The organism is Acinetobacter sp. S-1, from assembly GCF_059579785.1.
In genome coordinates, this window is the sequence record NZ_CM184207.1 from 1,759,631 (window position 1) to 1,775,151 (window position 15,521).

The 15,521-nt window shown below is 40.2% G+C and carries 13 protein-coding genes; 8 read left to right on the top strand and 5 right to left on the bottom strand.

From position 1 onward, the window contains the following. Positions 1–40: 40 nt before the first annotated feature. The gene (locus AC52J8_RS08380; protein ID WP_197738994.1) at positions 41–835 is read left to right on the top strand and encodes a TorF family putative porin; all 795 of its coding nucleotides are present in this window, start codon (positions 41–43) and stop codon (positions 833–835) included. 68 nt (positions 836–903) lie between these two features. Here AC52J8_RS08380 and AC52J8_RS08385 read toward each other — a convergent pair whose 3' ends face one another. Together AC52J8_RS08385 and AC52J8_RS08390 are read right to left on the bottom strand one after the other, a co-directional pair. Next, positions 904–1,620 (bottom strand): FadR/GntR family transcriptional regulator, encoded by a 717-nt coding sequence (locus AC52J8_RS08385; protein WP_086399383.1) that lies wholly within the window; start codon positions 1,618–1,620, stop codon positions 904–906. Between the two features lie 83 nt (positions 1,621–1,703). Continuing rightward, positions 1,704–3,437, bottom strand: coding sequence for an IlvD/Edd family dehydratase (locus AC52J8_RS08390; RefSeq protein ID WP_086399382.1), 1,734 nt, complete (start codon positions 3,435–3,437; stop codon positions 1,704–1,706). A 169-nt stretch (positions 3,438–3,606) separates the two neighbouring features. On the opposite strand from AC52J8_RS08390, the gene abaQ reads away from it, so the two are divergent. The 7 genes from abaQ to AC52J8_RS08425 all read left to right on the top strand — a co-directional run bounded on the left by abaQ (position 3,607) and on the right by AC52J8_RS08425 (position 11,498). Continuing rightward, positions 3,607–4,911: a multidrug efflux MFS transporter AbaQ gene (gene abaQ / locus AC52J8_RS08395; RefSeq protein WP_032063327.1), complete on the top strand. Its 1,305-nt coding sequence runs from the start codon at positions 3,607–3,609 to the stop codon at positions 4,909–4,911. 10 nt (positions 4,912–4,921) lie between these two features. Then, positions 4,922–5,920 carry an AraD1 family protein gene (gene araD1, locus AC52J8_RS08400; RefSeq protein WP_044103390.1) on the top strand — a complete coding sequence of 333 codons (999 nt, stop codon included), beginning with the start codon at positions 4,922–4,924 and terminating at the stop codon, positions 5,918–5,920. A 10-nt stretch (positions 5,921–5,930) separates the two neighbouring features. Continuing rightward, positions 5,931–7,505, top strand: coding sequence for an aldehyde dehydrogenase (NADP(+)) (locus AC52J8_RS08405; protein ID WP_208753279.1), 1,575 nt, complete (start codon positions 5,931–5,933; stop codon positions 7,503–7,505). 261 nt (positions 7,506–7,766) lie between these two features. Next, positions 7,767–8,267 carry a 2-oxo-4-hydroxy-4-carboxy-5-ureidoimidazoline decarboxylase gene (gene uraD, locus AC52J8_RS08410; protein WP_086399379.1) on the top strand — a complete coding sequence of 167 codons (501 nt, stop codon included), beginning with the start codon at positions 7,767–7,769 and terminating at the stop codon, positions 8,265–8,267. Beyond that, positions 8,267–8,602: a hydroxyisourate hydrolase gene (uraH, locus tag AC52J8_RS08415; RefSeq protein WP_068530032.1), complete on the top strand. Its 336-nt coding sequence runs from the start codon at positions 8,267–8,269 to the stop codon at positions 8,600–8,602. Before uraD ends, uraH begins: the two co-directional genes overlap by 1 nt. A gap of 50 nt (positions 8,603–8,652) precedes the next feature. Beyond that, on the top strand, positions 8,653–10,026 hold the full coding sequence (locus tag AC52J8_RS08420) for a nucleobase:cation symporter-2 family protein (RefSeq protein WP_068529981.1): 1,374 nt from the start codon (positions 8,653–8,655) through the stop codon (positions 10,024–10,026). Between the two features lie 176 nt (positions 10,027–10,202). Further along, on the top strand, positions 10,203–11,498 hold the full coding sequence (locus AC52J8_RS08425) for a hypothetical protein (RefSeq protein ID WP_086399378.1): 1,296 nt from the start codon (positions 10,203–10,205) through the stop codon (positions 11,496–11,498). Between the two features lie 97 nt (positions 11,499–11,595). Here the strand turns inward: AC52J8_RS08425 and hpxO are convergent, their stop codons facing one another. The 3 genes from hpxO to AC52J8_RS08440 form a co-directional block, all read right to left on the bottom strand. Next, positions 11,596–12,753, bottom strand: coding sequence for an FAD-dependent urate hydroxylase HpxO (gene hpxO, locus AC52J8_RS08430; protein WP_086399377.1), 1,158 nt, complete (start codon positions 12,751–12,753; stop codon positions 11,596–11,598). A gap of 192 nt (positions 12,754–12,945) precedes the next feature. Then, positions 12,946–13,662 carry a FadR/GntR family transcriptional regulator gene (locus AC52J8_RS08435; RefSeq protein WP_044103380.1) on the bottom strand — a complete coding sequence of 239 codons (717 nt, stop codon included), beginning with the start codon at positions 13,660–13,662 and terminating at the stop codon, positions 12,946–12,948. 233 nt (positions 13,663–13,895) lie between these two features. Continuing rightward, positions 13,896–14,909, bottom strand: a complete 1,014-nt coding sequence (locus AC52J8_RS08440) for an isopenicillin N synthase family dioxygenase (protein ID WP_044103379.1) — start codon at positions 14,907–14,909, stop codon at positions 13,896–13,898. Positions 14,910–15,521 lie beyond the last annotated feature (612 nt).

The window sequence follows — 15,521 nt, forward strand, 5'->3', positions numbered from 1 at the left end:
AAACTTTAAACCTATAGGTAATATTTAAAAGGATTATTAGATGAGAAAAATTTTAGGGATAGCTTCTCTTATTATGTCTAGTGGTTTTGTACATGCTGAGCAAGTAAATGAACAAGAACAAATTTCTCCATACAGTGCTAATGTAACCTTCGCAAGTCAATATATCTCACGTGGTTTTCAACAAACTTGGGGTAAGCCTGCTTTACAAATTGGTCTAGATTATGCAAATCCGAATGGATTATTTGTAGGGACTTGGGCTTCAAATGTAAGTTCTAACTATCTTCGTGATGCTTCAGTTGAGTGGGATTTTTATACAGGTTATATAAAAACTTTTGATAAGTTTTCGGCTGGAATGACGGTTTTTTATTACTACTATCCGGGAGCTAAAAGTACGCCTGAAACGGGAAGTACCAGTTATAACTATGGCGAAATTGTGCCTCAAATTGGTTATGGGCCTTTGACTCTTAAATATTTCATTACCTACACTCCAGATTATGCAGGCTATAACTCAGATACGATGGGTGGCCCAGCAGGTAAACGTTCACGAGGAACAACTTATCTAGATCTAACTTTTACTCAGCCTATCAATGAGTCTTGGACTTTTGGTGCTCACTATGGCTATGAAAGAATTAAAAATTTCTCGGAAGCTAACTTTCAAGATATGAAAATCGAGCTGATTAAGGATTTAGGGGATGGCTGGACTACTGGTTTAGCGTATGCCAAAGCTTTGGACAAAGATGGTTTCTATAAAAAGTATAGTAATGGTGAACCTGATGCGCCAATTTCAAATCCGATTGATTCGACATTTACTGTCTCAGTTAAAAAGGTATTCTAATTTATAAATAAAAAAGCCTGATGACTTTATTTTGAGTGATCAGGCTTTAAATAGTGAATATATAAAGATTATTTTTTAATTAAATCGTAAGCCATTTTGGTGTCATCAAGCTGAACAAGTGAAGCATGGCGAGCCGAGAGCGGATCTTTATTTTCAATTGCGGTTAAAATCGCTTTATGTCTAGGTAGTGAATGGCCTTGTAAATTTGGGCGCAGACTAGTGACTTGAATGGATTGCTGCAAAGGTAAAACCAGCATTTTTGACATATAAGCCAGCAAGTCATTATGAGTTGCTTTGGCAATTGCCAAATGAAATTGAATATCTGGCTCTATAAATTCTTCAACTGTTGTCGCTTTTTCCATCCCTTCATAGGCATGTTGAATACGTTCAATATCTTCTTCGTTTGCCGTACTTGCTGCAATGTAAGCAAGCTCTGGTTCCAAAACGCGTCGTACAGTAGAAAGTGTTTTAAAAAATTCGTGTTCAGGCGTGGTTTGAATTAGCCAAAAAAGTACATCCGGGTCAAGTAAATGCCATTCTTCTTTCGGCCTTACCACCGTTCCAATTTTGGGTCTTGAGTAAGTTAAGCCTTTCGCGTTTAAAACACGGATTGCTTCGCGAAAGACAGGGCGGCTGACTTTATATTCCTCACATAAATCTACTTCACTTGGGAGCTTTTCATTTTCTGAGATTTCTCCAGAAACAATTTTTAATCCCAATTGTTGAACAATTAACGCATGTTGGCTTTTGCTTGGAATAGGATTTTTATAGTCAGCTTTACTCATATTTCACTATTACGACATGTTGAATATCCTATGGTATAGATGACCTTGTGTTTTAACAAGATCATCTTTTTCAAGAATAAATATTAATGAGAATGACGTGGAACTTCTGAGCCACGGCAACCGACCAAGAAATCAAAATCACACCCTTCATCAGCTTGTAAAACATGTTCTACATAGAGTTTGCGGTAACCGCCAATAAAACTTGGCGGAGCTGGTGGTGCTAAATTTTCAAGACGTTGCTTAAGTTCTTCATCACTCACTTCTAGGTGAAGTTTTCCTTCATAGGCATCAAGTTCAATAAAGTCACCATTTTGAACTACGGCCAAAGGCCCACCCGCCATAGCTTCAGGGGCAACATGTAAAACTACGGTGCCATACGCTGTTCCACTCATCCGTGCGTCGGAAATACGAACCATGTCGGTAATGCCTTTGGCTAAAACCTTTGGAGGCAATCCCATATTTCCAACTTCAGCCATGCCCGGGTAGCCTTTAGGCCCAGCATTTTTCATCACAAGAATACACGTTTCATCAACATCAAGGTCTGGGTCATTAATGCGGGCTTTATAATCATCGAAGTTTTCAAATACGACTGCACGACCACGATGCTTCATAAGTTCGGGTGTGGCAGCAGATGGTTTAAGCACAGCACCTTTAGGCGCTAAATTACCGCGCAAAATACACATACCGCCATCTTGTCGAATTGGATTATCTATTTTCCGAATCACTTCATCGTTATAAATAGGTGATTGCTGGCAATTTTCCCAAATGGCTTGACCATTTACGGTTAAAGCCTGTGGATGTGGTAAAAGATTGGCTTCGCCCATACGGCGAATTACGGCTGGCAAACCGCCGCTATAATAAAACTCTTCCATTAAAAAACGACCTGAAGGCTGTAAGTCAACAATGGTTGGCATGCCGCGGCCAACACGTTTCCAGTCATCAAGTTGTAAATCAACCCCAATACGCCCAGCAATTGCCTTTAAATGAATCACGGCGTTGGTTGAACCACCAATAGCTGCATTGACTTTAATGGCATTTTCGAAAGCTTCTTTGGTTAAGATTTTGGAAAGACGTAAATCTTCATGAACCATGTCAACAATGCGCATGCCAGAAAGATGAGCCAACACATAACGACGCGAATCTACCGCTGGAATGGCCGCATTGTGGGGTAAAGAAGTGCCTAGGGCTTCAGCCATACACGCCATTGTAGAAGCGGTGCCCATGGTGTTACATGTACCAGCTGAGCGTGACATACCAGACTCGGCAGATAGAAATTCATTTAAATCAATTTTTCCTGCTTTTAACTCTTCATGCATTTGCCAAACGATGGTGCCCGCACCAATGTCTTTACCTTTGTGCTTACCGTTAAGCATGGGGCCACCTGTTACTACAATGGCTGGAATATCACAGCTTGCGGCACCCATTAATAAGGCAGGTGTGGTTTTGTCACAGCCTGTCAGTAACACTACACCGTCAATAGGATTACCACGAATAGCTTCCTCAACATCCATACTAGCCAAGTTGCGTGTAAACATGGCGGTGGGACGTAAATTCGACTCACCATTTGAAAACACTGGAAATTCAACAGGGTAGCCGCCCGCTTCTAAAATTCCTTTTTTTACGTGTTCGGCAATTTTTCGAAAATGCGCATTACATGGGGTGAGTTCAGACCACGTATTACAAATCCCAATGATGGGCTTGCCTTGAAACTCATGATCTGGAATTCCTTGGTTCTTCATCCAGCTGCGATACATAAAGCCATTTTTATCCGTTGTACCAAACCAGGCAGCTGAACGAAGAACTTGTTTGTTATTCATACAAATTTCCCTATATAGTATTACTATTAGAATTAATTAAATTAAAAATACACCATAAATTTTATTTTTAAAAGGTTTGAAATTTAAATAGTATTACTATATTTTAAATTGAAAGGATAATTTACGAGCAAGATGCTCTATAAGTAAATAATAGGAAATGGAGTCGAACATGGATTTCGAAAAGGATGTAATACGGACGGTCACGTTTAAGCTGATACCTGCATTAGTCATACTATATCTGGTGGCATACATTGATCGGGCCGCTGTCGGATTTGCCCATTTGCATATGGGTGCAGATGTTGGAATTGGTGATGCTGCCTATGGTCTAGGAGCTGGCTTATTTTTTATTGGATATTTTCTTTTTGAAGTTCCAAGTAATTTGCTTTTAGACAAATTTGGTGCTCGTAAATGGTTTACCCGCATTTTATTAACATGGGGCCTCATCACCATGGCCATGGCGCTCATTCAAGGCCCTAAAAGTTTTTATCTCTTAAGGTTTTTACTCGGTGTAGCAGAGGCAGGTTTTTTCCCTGGTGTTTTATACCTCATCACTCAGTGGTATCCGGTGCGGCATCGCGGAAAAATCATGGGAATGTTTGTGCTTTCACAACCGATTGCCATGATGATTGCAGGGCCTTTAGCGGGTCTATTACTTGGAATGGATGGCATTGCAAATTTGCACGGCTGGCAATGGTTGTTTGTTGCAGTTGGCTTGCCCGCGGTTTTATTGGCTTTACCGACATTCCTGTGGTTGCCAGATAATATTGATAAAGTGAAATGGTTGAGTATTGAACAAAAACAATGGCTTACAAATGAACTTGTTAAAGATGAAGCCGAATATGACCAAACCCGACATGCCAATCCACTGCATGCCTTAAAAGACAAACGCGTACTTTTATTGGCATTGTATTACCTACCAGTGACTTTAAGTATTTATGGTTTAAATCTTTGGCTTCCTACCATTATTAAGCAATTTGGAGGTGGTACTGATCTTCAAATTGGCTTCCTATCTAGCATTCCCTACGTTTTTGGAATTATTGGTTTGTTAATTATTCCACGTAGTACCGATCGTCTAAATGACCGCTACGGACATTTAAGTTTTCTCTACGCACTAGGCGCTTGTGCAATGTTTTTAAGTGGTTGGCTAAATTCACCAGTCATGCAGTTGGCTGCTTTGGCTGTGGTTGCGTTCTGCCTATTTTCTTCAACTGCCGTGTTTTGGACATTACCTGGCCGTTTCTTAACAGGTGCAAGTGCAGCGGCTGGTATTGCCTTAATTAACTCTGTTGGAAATTTAGGTGGCTATGTCGGGCCATTTGGTATCGGACTTTTAAAAGAATACACGGGAAATATGGCTGCTGGTTTGTATTTCTTATCTATCGTTATGCTTTTTGGCTTGATTCTGACCTACATCGTGTATGCCAAGCTCGAACGTCAAAAAACACAAACAGTGAATATTCAAAAGCCTTTGTAAGGAATAAAACATGCAAATTATTCAATTTGAAAATCGTGCAAATCAACGTGCCGTCGCCAAAGTAGAAGGCAACATGGCATATCCGGTTAAAGATATTCAATCGGTTCGTGATTTAGCACTTTTGGCAATCCGCAATAAAATTTCATTGGAACGACAAATTGAGGCGTTAGGCTTTGAAGCGGAGACCTATGATTATTCATCTTTATTAGCAAACTTAAAGGTACTGCCGCCTTTAGACCATCCAGACCCAACACACTGTTTAGTGTCCGGTACAGGCTTAACCCATTTAGGTTCTGCATCTGCACGCGACAAAATGCATCAACAAAATTTAAGCGATGACAGCTCGGTGACCGACACCATGCGGATATTTCAATGGGGGCTACAAAAGGGGCGTCCAGCACAAGGTCAGATCGGGGCGCAGCCAGAATGGTTTTATAAAGGCGACGGTTCAATTGTGGTAAGGCCGGGAGCTGAATTACCTTTACCCCCATTTGCTGAAGATGGCGGCGAAGAACCTGAAATCGCAGGCCTCTATGTGATTGGAGAAGACTTAAAGCCTTACCGAATCGGGTTTGCGCTGGGCAATGAATATTCTGACCATGTGATGGAACGTCGTAATTATTTATATCTGGCGCATTCAAAATTACGTTTTTGTAGTTTTGGTCCAGCTTTACGGACAGGCGAATTACCAAAACATTTAGTCGGAACCAGCCGTTTACGCCGTGATGGACAAATCATTTGGGAAAAAGAGTTTTTGTCGGGTGAAGACAATATGTGCCATAGCTTGGCAAATCTGGAATATCACCACTTTAAGTATCAACAATTCTTAAAAGCAGGGGATGTTCATATTCACTATTTCGGTACAGCCACTTTATCTTTTGCTGATGGTATCCAAGCACAGGTCAACGATGAGTTCGAAATAGAAATGAAAGAGTTCGGACTTTCACTCAAAAATAAGCTTGCTCATATGCAACCCGAGTTACCGATCGGTTCAGTTATCACACTCTAAGGAATATAAAATGGTTATCGGACACAACTTTATTGGCGGTTCACGTAGTGCACAAAGTTCCACTTTACTAAAAAGCGTGAATGCAACGACTGGCGAAACTTTGCCTTATGAATTTCACCATGCAACCGAGCAAGAGGTCACTCAGGCCTGTGAAGCAGCAAGTCAAGCCTTTAAAACTTACCGCCATACTTCACCTGAACAGCGTGCTACCTTTTTAGAAAATATTGCCGATGAGCTCGATGCTTTGGGTACAGATTTTCTTGAAATCGTCTCACAGGAAACCGCTTTGCCACTTGCACGTTTACAAGGTGAACGTGGCCGTACCAGTGGGCAAATGCGTTTATTTGCCAAAGTGCTGCGCCGTGGTGATTTTTTAGGTGCCCGTATTGATACAGCCTTGCCTGAGCGTCAGCCTTTACCTCGCCCAGACCTACGCCAGATTAAAATCGGTGTTGGTCCTATTGCGGTCTTTGGGGCAAGTAACTTTCCTTTAGCATTCTCAACTGCGGGTGGTGACACTGCTTCTGCACTCGCTGCTGGTTGCTCTGTAGTGGTAAAAGCGCATAGTGGGCATATGGCCACAGCAGACTTTGTCGCTCAAGCAATTGAGCGTGCAGTAGAAAAATCAAATATGCCAAAAGGCGTATTTAACATGATCTACGGTAATGGCGTAGGTGAACCTTTAGTGAAGCATCCTTTAATTCAGGCTGTGGGTTTTACCGGTTCATTACGTGGTGGACGAGCTTTATGTGACATGGCCGCAGCCCGTCCACAACCAATTCCGGTGTTTGCGGAAATGAGCAGCATTAACCCGATGCTGATGTTGCCAGAAGCCTTAAAAAACCGTGGTGAAAAAATTGCACAGGACTTAGCCGACTCAGTTGTTTTAGGCTGTGGTCAGTTCTGTACCAATCCGGGTTTAATCTTGGGTATTAAATCAGCCGAATTTACTCAGCTCATTAGCAACCTGATTGAAATTATGGGCGCTAAGCCTGCGCAGACTATGCTGAATGCTGGCACCTTAAAAAGTTATACCGCTGGTCTTGAGCATTTAACTGAGCATCAAGGTATTAAGCATTTGGCAGGCAATACTCAAAAAGGCAATCAGGCGCAGCCGCAACTGTTTAAAGCGGATGTTGAATTATTACTGGCAGGCGACCAACTTCTGCAAGAAGAAATCTTTGGACCAACTACTGTCATCATTGAAGTGGCAGATAAAGCCCAACTCATTCAGGCTTTACAAAGCATGAATGGTCAGCTGACCGCGACTTTAATTGCCGACGAAGCAGACTTAACCGAGTTTGCAGATGTGGTTCCGGTGTTAGAAGAGAAAGCTGGTCGATTACTTATAAATGGCTACCCAACGGGTGTTGAAGTATGTGATGCCATGGTGCACGGCGGACCATACCCAGCAACTTCAGATGCAAGAGGTACTTCAGTTGGAACCTTGGCCATTGACCGTTACTTAAGACCTGTGTGTTACCAAAACTATCCGCAAAGTTTACTGCCAGAGGCTTTAAAAGACAGCAATCCATTGCAAATTTTAAGGTTGGTGAATGGTGAGATGACCAGAGAAGCGATCTAATCAATTTAAAAAAGAGGCCACAAACTGGTCTCTTTTTTTATTGTTGTTTTCTATCCTTAAGGATAGTGTTCAAAAGTCTACATAAAGTTCTTTTGAAAGAATTTTATTTCTTTTATTCGCATTTAAATAAGCCTAAATTAGTTTTAAACCGATTGTATGTATAACTATTAAAAAGCCTATCTCATTTAAACTGGCATATTTGTTGCTTAATTTAATGTATCTGGTCAGACCAGTCAGACAATGCATTAAATTGGAGCGGATATGCAACTCGAAACTTTTAATCAACTAGCTTCTAGCCAGGCTCGGCTGGTATTACAAGCTTGTGCGCATATCCCAACTTGGGTTTCTGAATTGATCCAGAAACGTCCTTATTCCTCTAAAGAACAGCTTTATCAGGCAGCAGATGAGCAAGCTGCTACTTGGCAATGGTCGGAAATTTCTGAAGCGTTGGCTAAGCATCCACGTATTGGGGAGAAAAAAGCAGCGGCAGTTTTGTCTGGAAAAGAACAGCAGTTCTCCCAACGTGAACAAGCAGAGATAGAAACAGATGCTGTATTACAACTAGCTCTATATCAGGGCAATTTAGATTATGAGTACAAATTTGGACATATTTTTCTGATTCGTGCCACAGGACGTTCCGGGCAACAGATTTTGTCTGAGTTACAACGTCGTTTAGTAAACACAGTTGAGCAAGAGCAAACCGAAGTGAGGCAGCAACTAAGTGAAATTGCACTTCTTCGCTCAAATCAGGAGATTCAATAATGGCGGGTATCAGCACACATATTTTAAGTGCATCACTCGGCGAGCCAGTAATTCAAGTATTGGTGAAATTATTCGAGGAAACGAGCCATGGATATATTTTAATCGATGAACAGTTCACTGATGCAGATGGACGTATTCAAGCATTTAATGTCGACTCATTTATTCGTGGTCATTATCAATTGGTTTTTGAAGTAGGGGATTATTTTCAGGCCCTAAATACTAATAGCTTTTATCCGAGAGTCTGTATTGATTTTAAAGTCAATGATATTCACCAGCACTTTCACGTGCCTCTATTGATCAGTCCTTTCTCATATTCAACGTATCGTGGCAGCTAAATCAACCCAAGCAATATGGACATCATGAATTTAATTTGAGGAACTAACCCATGCATCAAGACAATATAAATCCAGAGAGAGATCAGCATATCTCGGCAGAACATCAATATTTAGGAATGAATAAAAACATCTTATATGGTTTGCAGCATGTATTGACCATGTACGGTGGAATTATTGCACCGCCATTGATTATTGGTGCAGCTGCAGGTCTAGATGCTTCAGAGATTGGCTTATTGGTGGCTGCCGCCTTATTTGTGGGAGGCCTCGCCACAGTTATACAAACCATTGGTTTTAAATATTTCGGTGCAAAACTACCGATTGTGCAAGGGGTATCTTTCGCAGGGGTTGCCACTATTTTGGCAATTGTGAGTACCGGTGGGGGTTTGCCATCTGCATTTGGTGCTGTGATTGTCGCATCTCTAATTGGTTTGTTGATTACACCATTCTTTGCAAAAATTATCCGCTTCTTTCCACCTGTGGTCACAGGATGCGTCATTACCATGATTGGTATTTCGCTCACACCTGTTGCGATCCGCTGGATTATGGGGGGAAACCCGAAAGCTGAAAACTGGGGAGATCCGACTAATACTGGTTTGGCGGTAATTACGCTAGCGATTGTGATTATTTTTAGTATGTTGCAAAATCAGATTCTGCGCCGCCTTGCGATTCTTGCAGCAATCGTTTTGGGTACAGTAATTGCTTATATTGCAGGCTTTACTGACTTCTCAAGAGTAAGTACAGGTCCTATTTTTGCTTTTCCAAGTTTCTTCCATTTTGGTTCTCCTGTATTTGAATTTTCTGCCATTCTTTCCATGGTAATTGTTACTTTGGTAATCATGACTGAAACCACGGCCGATATTATTGCGATTGGTGAAATCGTTGGAACTAAAGTTGATTCAAAACGAATTGGTGATGGTCTACGTGCAGATATGCTATCGAGTGCAATTTCCCCAATCTTTGGTTCATTCATGCAAACCGCCTTTGCTCAAAATGTAGGTCTGGTTGCAATTACAGGCATTAAAAGTCGTTTTGTAGTGGCAACGGCTGGTGGAATTTTAATTATCTTGGGCTTATTACCTGTTATTGGCCGCTTTGTTGCATCAATTCCGATGCCAGTTTTAGGTGGAGCAGGCATTGTATTATTCGGTACTGTTGCTGCCAGTGGAATACGAACTCTAGCCAAAGTAGATTATAACGATCATAAAAATCTGATTATTGTGGCTACTTCACTCACAATCGGCATGATTCCAATTGTAAACCAAGAGTTTTATGCGCAATTTCCGACATGGGTAAAAACCCTATTACATTCAGGTATTAGTTCTGCCTGTATCACTGCCATTTTGCTCAATATTATTTTTAACCACTTACCGTTTAGCAAAAAGTCCGTTGATGTTGCAACTACGCCCATAAATTCAGGGCATTGATCGACACCGGTTAGGAATTAGACATTCTAATTTAACCACATTTTCATTCGCAAAAATTTAAAGGTCGCTTATTCAATGATGAATAGGTTAGGGGGATTTTGACTTTAAAAAGGTCAAAAACAGGTCTTTTGAAAGACCATAAGCGACTTTTAAACCAAATCTTACAGGGGAATTTTATGAGAAATTTTAAATTAAAATCAGCATTACTTATGCTGAGCATGGCTACTACTGTGCCGGTATGGGCTGCTGATACCAGTCTGAATGGCCTATTTAATCTAAAGCAGGATTGTCAGGCGAGTAATGATTCAATGGACCGTATAGGGGCAGCATTTGCGTGCGGCAGTATTCATGGGGTAGTTAAATCTGCATATTACTCACTTAATAATGGCTATTTTGTGAATAATTTAAATCAGGATACGACCGTCATTGGTGGGTATATTAAATATGAAACAGCTCCTTTTTATGGCATACAGGCAGCTGTGGGATATGACATACAGCGCCGACTGGATGATAAAAATGAAAATGATGAAGTGCCAGAATTAAAAGAAGATAGGGATGGTTTAGCAGAAGCTTATGTAAGCTGGAAAAACGATTTGGCTAGAGTGACGATTGGTAACCAGCGGCTAAATTTACCTTTTATGGGCGATTATGCTGACCGTCGTGTATTGATGTTTTTATATCAGGCCGCTGATGTACAGATCGGGAATAATAATGATTTCTTACGACTCACTAAAGTAAATAAATATAAAAGTTATGGCGAGGATGAGTTCAATAAAACTTCTCGTCAAAATTCAAATGTGGAAACCAATGGGGTTTGGTCGGTTGGTGCAGGGAAACGTTTTAATTTAGCCAATGATAAAAGTTTAAAAACGCAATTTTGGTATCAAAATTATGACGACTATACGCGTCTAATTTATACTCAAGCTGATTTAGCAATTCCAAAACTTAATTATAGTCCTGAATTTTCAATCCAATATATTTCGGGTAAAGATCAGGGCAAAGCACTTGCAGGAGAGGTTAATAGCCAAATTTTCGGTGTGCAGGCTGCGTTTAAAGTAATGCCTAGCGCCAGTCTAAAAGTCGCGTATAACTATATAAAACCAGATCAGGGTAGTTACTTGAATGGGGCATTATTAACACCCTATGCAGCTAAAACCTCTTCAGGTGAACTTTTTGCCCAGCCATTTTTCACCAGCACTCAAGATTTAGGTGCGGGTAATGCATTGATGTTGTCTTTAGAAGGTAAATTGACAGATCAGTTGATAGCTGGTGCGCGTTATTCATTTATGGACTTAAAAGAGTCGGAAAATGTTGCGAGTCGAAATCAATCTGAATACATGTTGTTTGGTATTTATAATTTTACGGGAGCTTTAAAAGGTTTTAGTGTCAGCAATTTTACAGGTATCCAAACATCACCACGCTATGACAAAAATTTCTTACAAAACCGTTTTGCATTATCTTATAAGTTTTAACTGTGTTTTATAGCATCGAGTGCATATTTAAATCGAAATATGCACTTTTTTTATAAATTAAAAAATCCCCCTATAGAGGGGGAAAGCATTTAAATATTTAGTCGAGAGGATTGCCGATAATATTACTGATGATCCCTTGCATGATGTGAGTACCTTGTTCCTGATATAAAGATTCATACCACTCTTGAGTGATTTTCGGGTCTTTCATGTGTGTCACATCGCAACGTTTTCGGGCTCTTAACACCATTTCCTTAGTACGATCATTGCGTTTGTTTTGATAGCGGTTCAAAGCATCTTCCAAACCAAAAGTATTGATTTGTAAGGCACGAGCAAGATAAATCGCATCTTCCATGGCTTGGCAGCCACCTTGTCCAATATCCGGAGTAGTGCTATGGGCGGCATCACCTAAGAGCACAACACGTCCTTTATAGAAATTCATAAAAGGCTCGATATCATGGATCTCGACACGATTAGTTCTTTTCTCATCTAAATGCTCAATGAGTTTTTGTACTGGTTCACACCAACCACTAAAATGCATTTTAAGGTCTTGCTTATAGTGTTCACGCTGATTTGACAGTCCAGCCTCAAGCGGCACATCAAAGAAGAAATAGAAACGATTTTGTGCAACCGGCATGAGTGACACACGTTTACCTTCGCCAATATATGTGGTCCATTGCATGGCTGGTGCAATCTGCTCATCAATATCAATCAAGCCATTCCAATTTACATAGCCAGCATAGCGACGTTCAACTTGATGGCCCAATACAAACTGCCGTGTAAGAGAATGTGTACCATCTGCACCAATCAGTAGATCAGCTGTAATTTGCGAACCATCCTGAAAATGAATGGTGACATGATCTTGATGTGCTTCAATTGCAGTCATTTTCATACCGAGTTTGATGTCTTCCAGACCAAATTGCTGCATTAATAATTGTTGTAGATCAGCGCGAGCGACAGGATAGGTACGTTGTCCTACTTCTTTATATAGAGGTAACAAACTAAATTGGGTCATGGTTTGTTGGTTAAGACCATCAAGATATGCTAAAGACTCCATTTGTCCACCTAGTTTCTGGATTTGATCCGTTAAACCAAGATAGTTAAGACACTTAACACCATTTGACCAAAGTGAGATGGCAGCGCCAACAGGTAATATTTCGGCTGCTTGCTCATAGATTGTGACCTGATGACCAAATTTTTTTAAAGCGATACCAGCAGTTAAACCGCCCATACCTGCACCTACAATCGCGATATTCATTGTTCAGATCCTAAGTATTTAAGTAAGTTTCTAAACCGTTCTAAGCGAGAAGTGTGCCAATTTTATTAACTGGTTTTACTGGTCATACCAGTAATATTGCCTCATTAAAAAGCAATCTTAATAAAGTGGTATTGATGTGGTTCAAAGTATGGAGCAAAGTAGTGCATAGCACTACAAATTTGGAATTTATGATTATATTGTGCTGTTATGTCTGGAAAAATACACACCAGCACGCTGTGCGGCACCAATAATATGTGCTTGCATAGCTTTTTCAGCTGCTGTTGAGTCCTGATTAAATAAAGCTTGCAGAATTAATTCATGTTCATGAATGGTTTTAAATGCCAGATTGGGTTGAACAAAGGGTAGGATCTGACTCTTTTTAATCCAGTCGGTATGTATTTTAAGTGTTTGAATAATCGATTGATTATGACTAAGTTCAATAATATGTTGATGAAATGCATAATCAAATTCAGAGGCTGCTTGCCAATTTTGTTCTTTGATTGCATTTGCTAATGATTGGTAATGTTGCTGTAAGATGGACTTATCATCTTCAGTTAAATACTCACATGCGAGAAGTGCGCAAAAACTTTCTAGTACATAGCGTAATTGATAGAAATCTTTAAGTGATACACGATGTTCACCATCCCATTGTTCTGCCGCTTGGCTATGCTGTGAAATAACGTAAACACCTTTGCCTGCTTTGATTTCTAATAGACCTAAAGCGGCGAGGCGGGTTAATGCTTCACGTAAAGAAGCACGGCTGATTCCTAATTGAATGGCAAGCTCACGTTGTGAGGGTAAGGCAGACCCGACTGCATAAGTATTTTGTTGAATGCGTTGATAAATGATTTCCACCGCTTGCTCAGTCACCTGAGATGATTTTCCATTGAGCATAGCTTGTGGGCTCATAAGCAACACACCATAAATATATAAATAAATAATTTGATTCTACACAAAATTTATCTATTTGTTGGTGCACGTGCTTAAAATTAGCCGTATTTTTAATAACAGATCAGACCAGTTGAACTGGATATTACGTTATTGAATAAGGATAAAAAGTTTAAGAATGATTAATGACAATATGTATTGCTGAAACTTCAGAACGGTCAGAGACTATTTATCTCTGACCGTACACAGTAATTTTAATACTTTCCGTTGAAGTTTGCGCTAATTCTTTGTTTTAAATATTCTTTAGCTGTAATGGCCGGATATTTCTTTTGTGGTCCTTCAATGATCATATCTTCATTGGCTTGGCAGAAGAACGCCAAACTATAACGTGCGCCTTGATATTCATTTGTTTCAGGATTTTTAACACGATGAAAATTAGAAGGTAGTTGATCATCGCTCCAACGCGTGAGCATATCACCGATATTACAGGTAATTACATCATCACGTGGCTCAATGCTGGTCCATTGCTGTTGTTCCATATCTTTACCCGGACAAACTTGCAGGCCACCTTGTCCTTTACGTTGGAACAGTAGCGTTAAACAGTCAAAATCTGTATGCGCTCCTGCACGCCATAGACCTAATTGATCTTTAAGAGCAGGATCAATTGCATAGTAGTGCAGCATTCTTAAGGTACTTTGGTAGCTTTCTTGATCAGGGTCATGAGCAAGAGTAAAGAAGTTATCGGCAAAGCCTAGTTTATAAGCAAAGCAAGATAAAATTTTCATGCCGACTTGCCAGCATGCATGTTCAAACTCCAACATGGTATCTTTAAAATTAGGTAATTCCTGTTGACTAGGATAAAGACCTTCCATACGTGGGCGGGTAATTTGATAAGACTCTTTTTGGTCTGGTGTGCTGGTCGATGGACGAACCTGTGCCTTACTTTCCCAACCTGCATTGCGATTGAGTGGGTAGCGAGCTTTAATCGATTCTGGCAGATTAAAAAACTGTTGTGTCATTTCAAATGCAGTTTGAATCTGCTCAAGTGGAATGCCATGATTCGATACTTGAAAGAAGCCAATATCGGTAGCTGCTGACCAGAGTTGGTCCGCAATTTCATATTTACGTTGTTCAAAATTAGATAAATCAATGACCCGGACTTCTCGTTCAAAGGTCTCTTGACCAAAAGCTCCCATACGAGCTTCTTTTTGCAGTTCTTCTAAGCTGTAGTCATTTTCAGCGACTGGAGTCATATTGGCGCTATTCATATTTCAACCTCATATTTTGGATAATCGTGACCCAATCAAATAGATTGAAATAATGGGTCACATTCAAAAAAGAGCCACACGTTCTTAATAAAAGATAACTTTATGTAAAGAACATGAGCTGTTTTCTGAGCAATGACCCACATAGCAATTGATATTACTACTATGCTGAACGCTTCTACTCTGATATAGAGCATGTAGCACTTTTTGTGCCAATTTCTAAGGATAGGTTATGAAGTTGGGATGGGGAGAGCAATATTGCATTTATAGAGGAATCAGCGATGAATAATCAAAAAGCTTTTATTCTAGAAAAGCACCTGTGGAGTGCATGAATGATGACCTGGTGCACCACTAAGCCGCATATAAAACAAATTAATTAACGCAGTTTATTCATCTAGGCATGATTAAAAATAAGCCCAAATTAGATTATTACTATGAAAAACAAAATGAAATCAAAATTGGCACAGAGCTTGCTAATTCATTCCTGAGTATAAGCGGTCAGTGTGTAGTAAACATGCGGGACATTGCTCTACAGCGTTTGCTGTTCCTCTTTTGGGGACAAAACCATCTTGGTTTTGAGAGAAATGTACATTTGATACATTGATTGCCCCCCTA

Excerpts from the sequence above, each read along its gene's own strand:
- AC52J8_RS08380 (WP_197738994.1), top strand. The coding sequence starts at position 41 with ATGAGAAAAATTTTAGGGATAGCTTCTCTTATTATGTCTAGTGGTTTT.
- AC52J8_RS08385 (WP_086399383.1), bottom strand. The coding sequence starts at position 1,620 with ATGAGTAAAGCTGACTATAAAAATCCTATTCCAAGCAAAAGCCAACAT.
- AC52J8_RS08390 (WP_086399382.1), bottom strand. The coding sequence starts at position 3,437 with ATGAATAACAAACAAGTTCTTCGTTCAGCTGCCTGGTTTGGTACAACG.
- abaQ (WP_032063327.1), top strand. The coding sequence starts at position 3,607 with ATGGATTTCGAAAAGGATGTAATACGGACGGTCACGTTTAAGCTGATA.
- araD1 (WP_044103390.1), top strand. The coding sequence starts at position 4,922 with ATGCAAATTATTCAATTTGAAAATCGTGCAAATCAACGTGCCGTCGCC.
- AC52J8_RS08405 (WP_208753279.1), top strand. The coding sequence starts at position 5,931 with ATGGTTATCGGACACAACTTTATTGGCGGTTCACGTAGTGCACAAAGT.
- uraD (WP_086399379.1), top strand. The coding sequence starts at position 7,767 with ATGCAACTCGAAACTTTTAATCAACTAGCTTCTAGCCAGGCTCGGCTG.
- uraH (WP_068530032.1), top strand. The coding sequence starts at position 8,267 with ATGGCGGGTATCAGCACACATATTTTAAGTGCATCACTCGGCGAGCCA.
- AC52J8_RS08420 (WP_068529981.1), top strand. The coding sequence starts at position 8,653 with ATGCATCAAGACAATATAAATCCAGAGAGAGATCAGCATATCTCGGCA.
- AC52J8_RS08425 (WP_086399378.1), top strand. The coding sequence starts at position 10,203 with ATGAGAAATTTTAAATTAAAATCAGCATTACTTATGCTGAGCATGGCT.
- hpxO (WP_086399377.1), bottom strand. The coding sequence starts at position 12,753 with ATGAATATCGCGATTGTAGGTGCAGGTATGGGCGGTTTAACTGCTGGT.
- AC52J8_RS08435 (WP_044103380.1), bottom strand. The coding sequence starts at position 13,662 with ATGAGCCCACAAGCTATGCTCAATGGAAAATCATCTCAGGTGACTGAG.
- AC52J8_RS08440 (WP_044103379.1), bottom strand. The coding sequence starts at position 14,909 with ATGAATAGCGCCAATATGACTCCAGTCGCTGAAAATGACTACAGCTTA.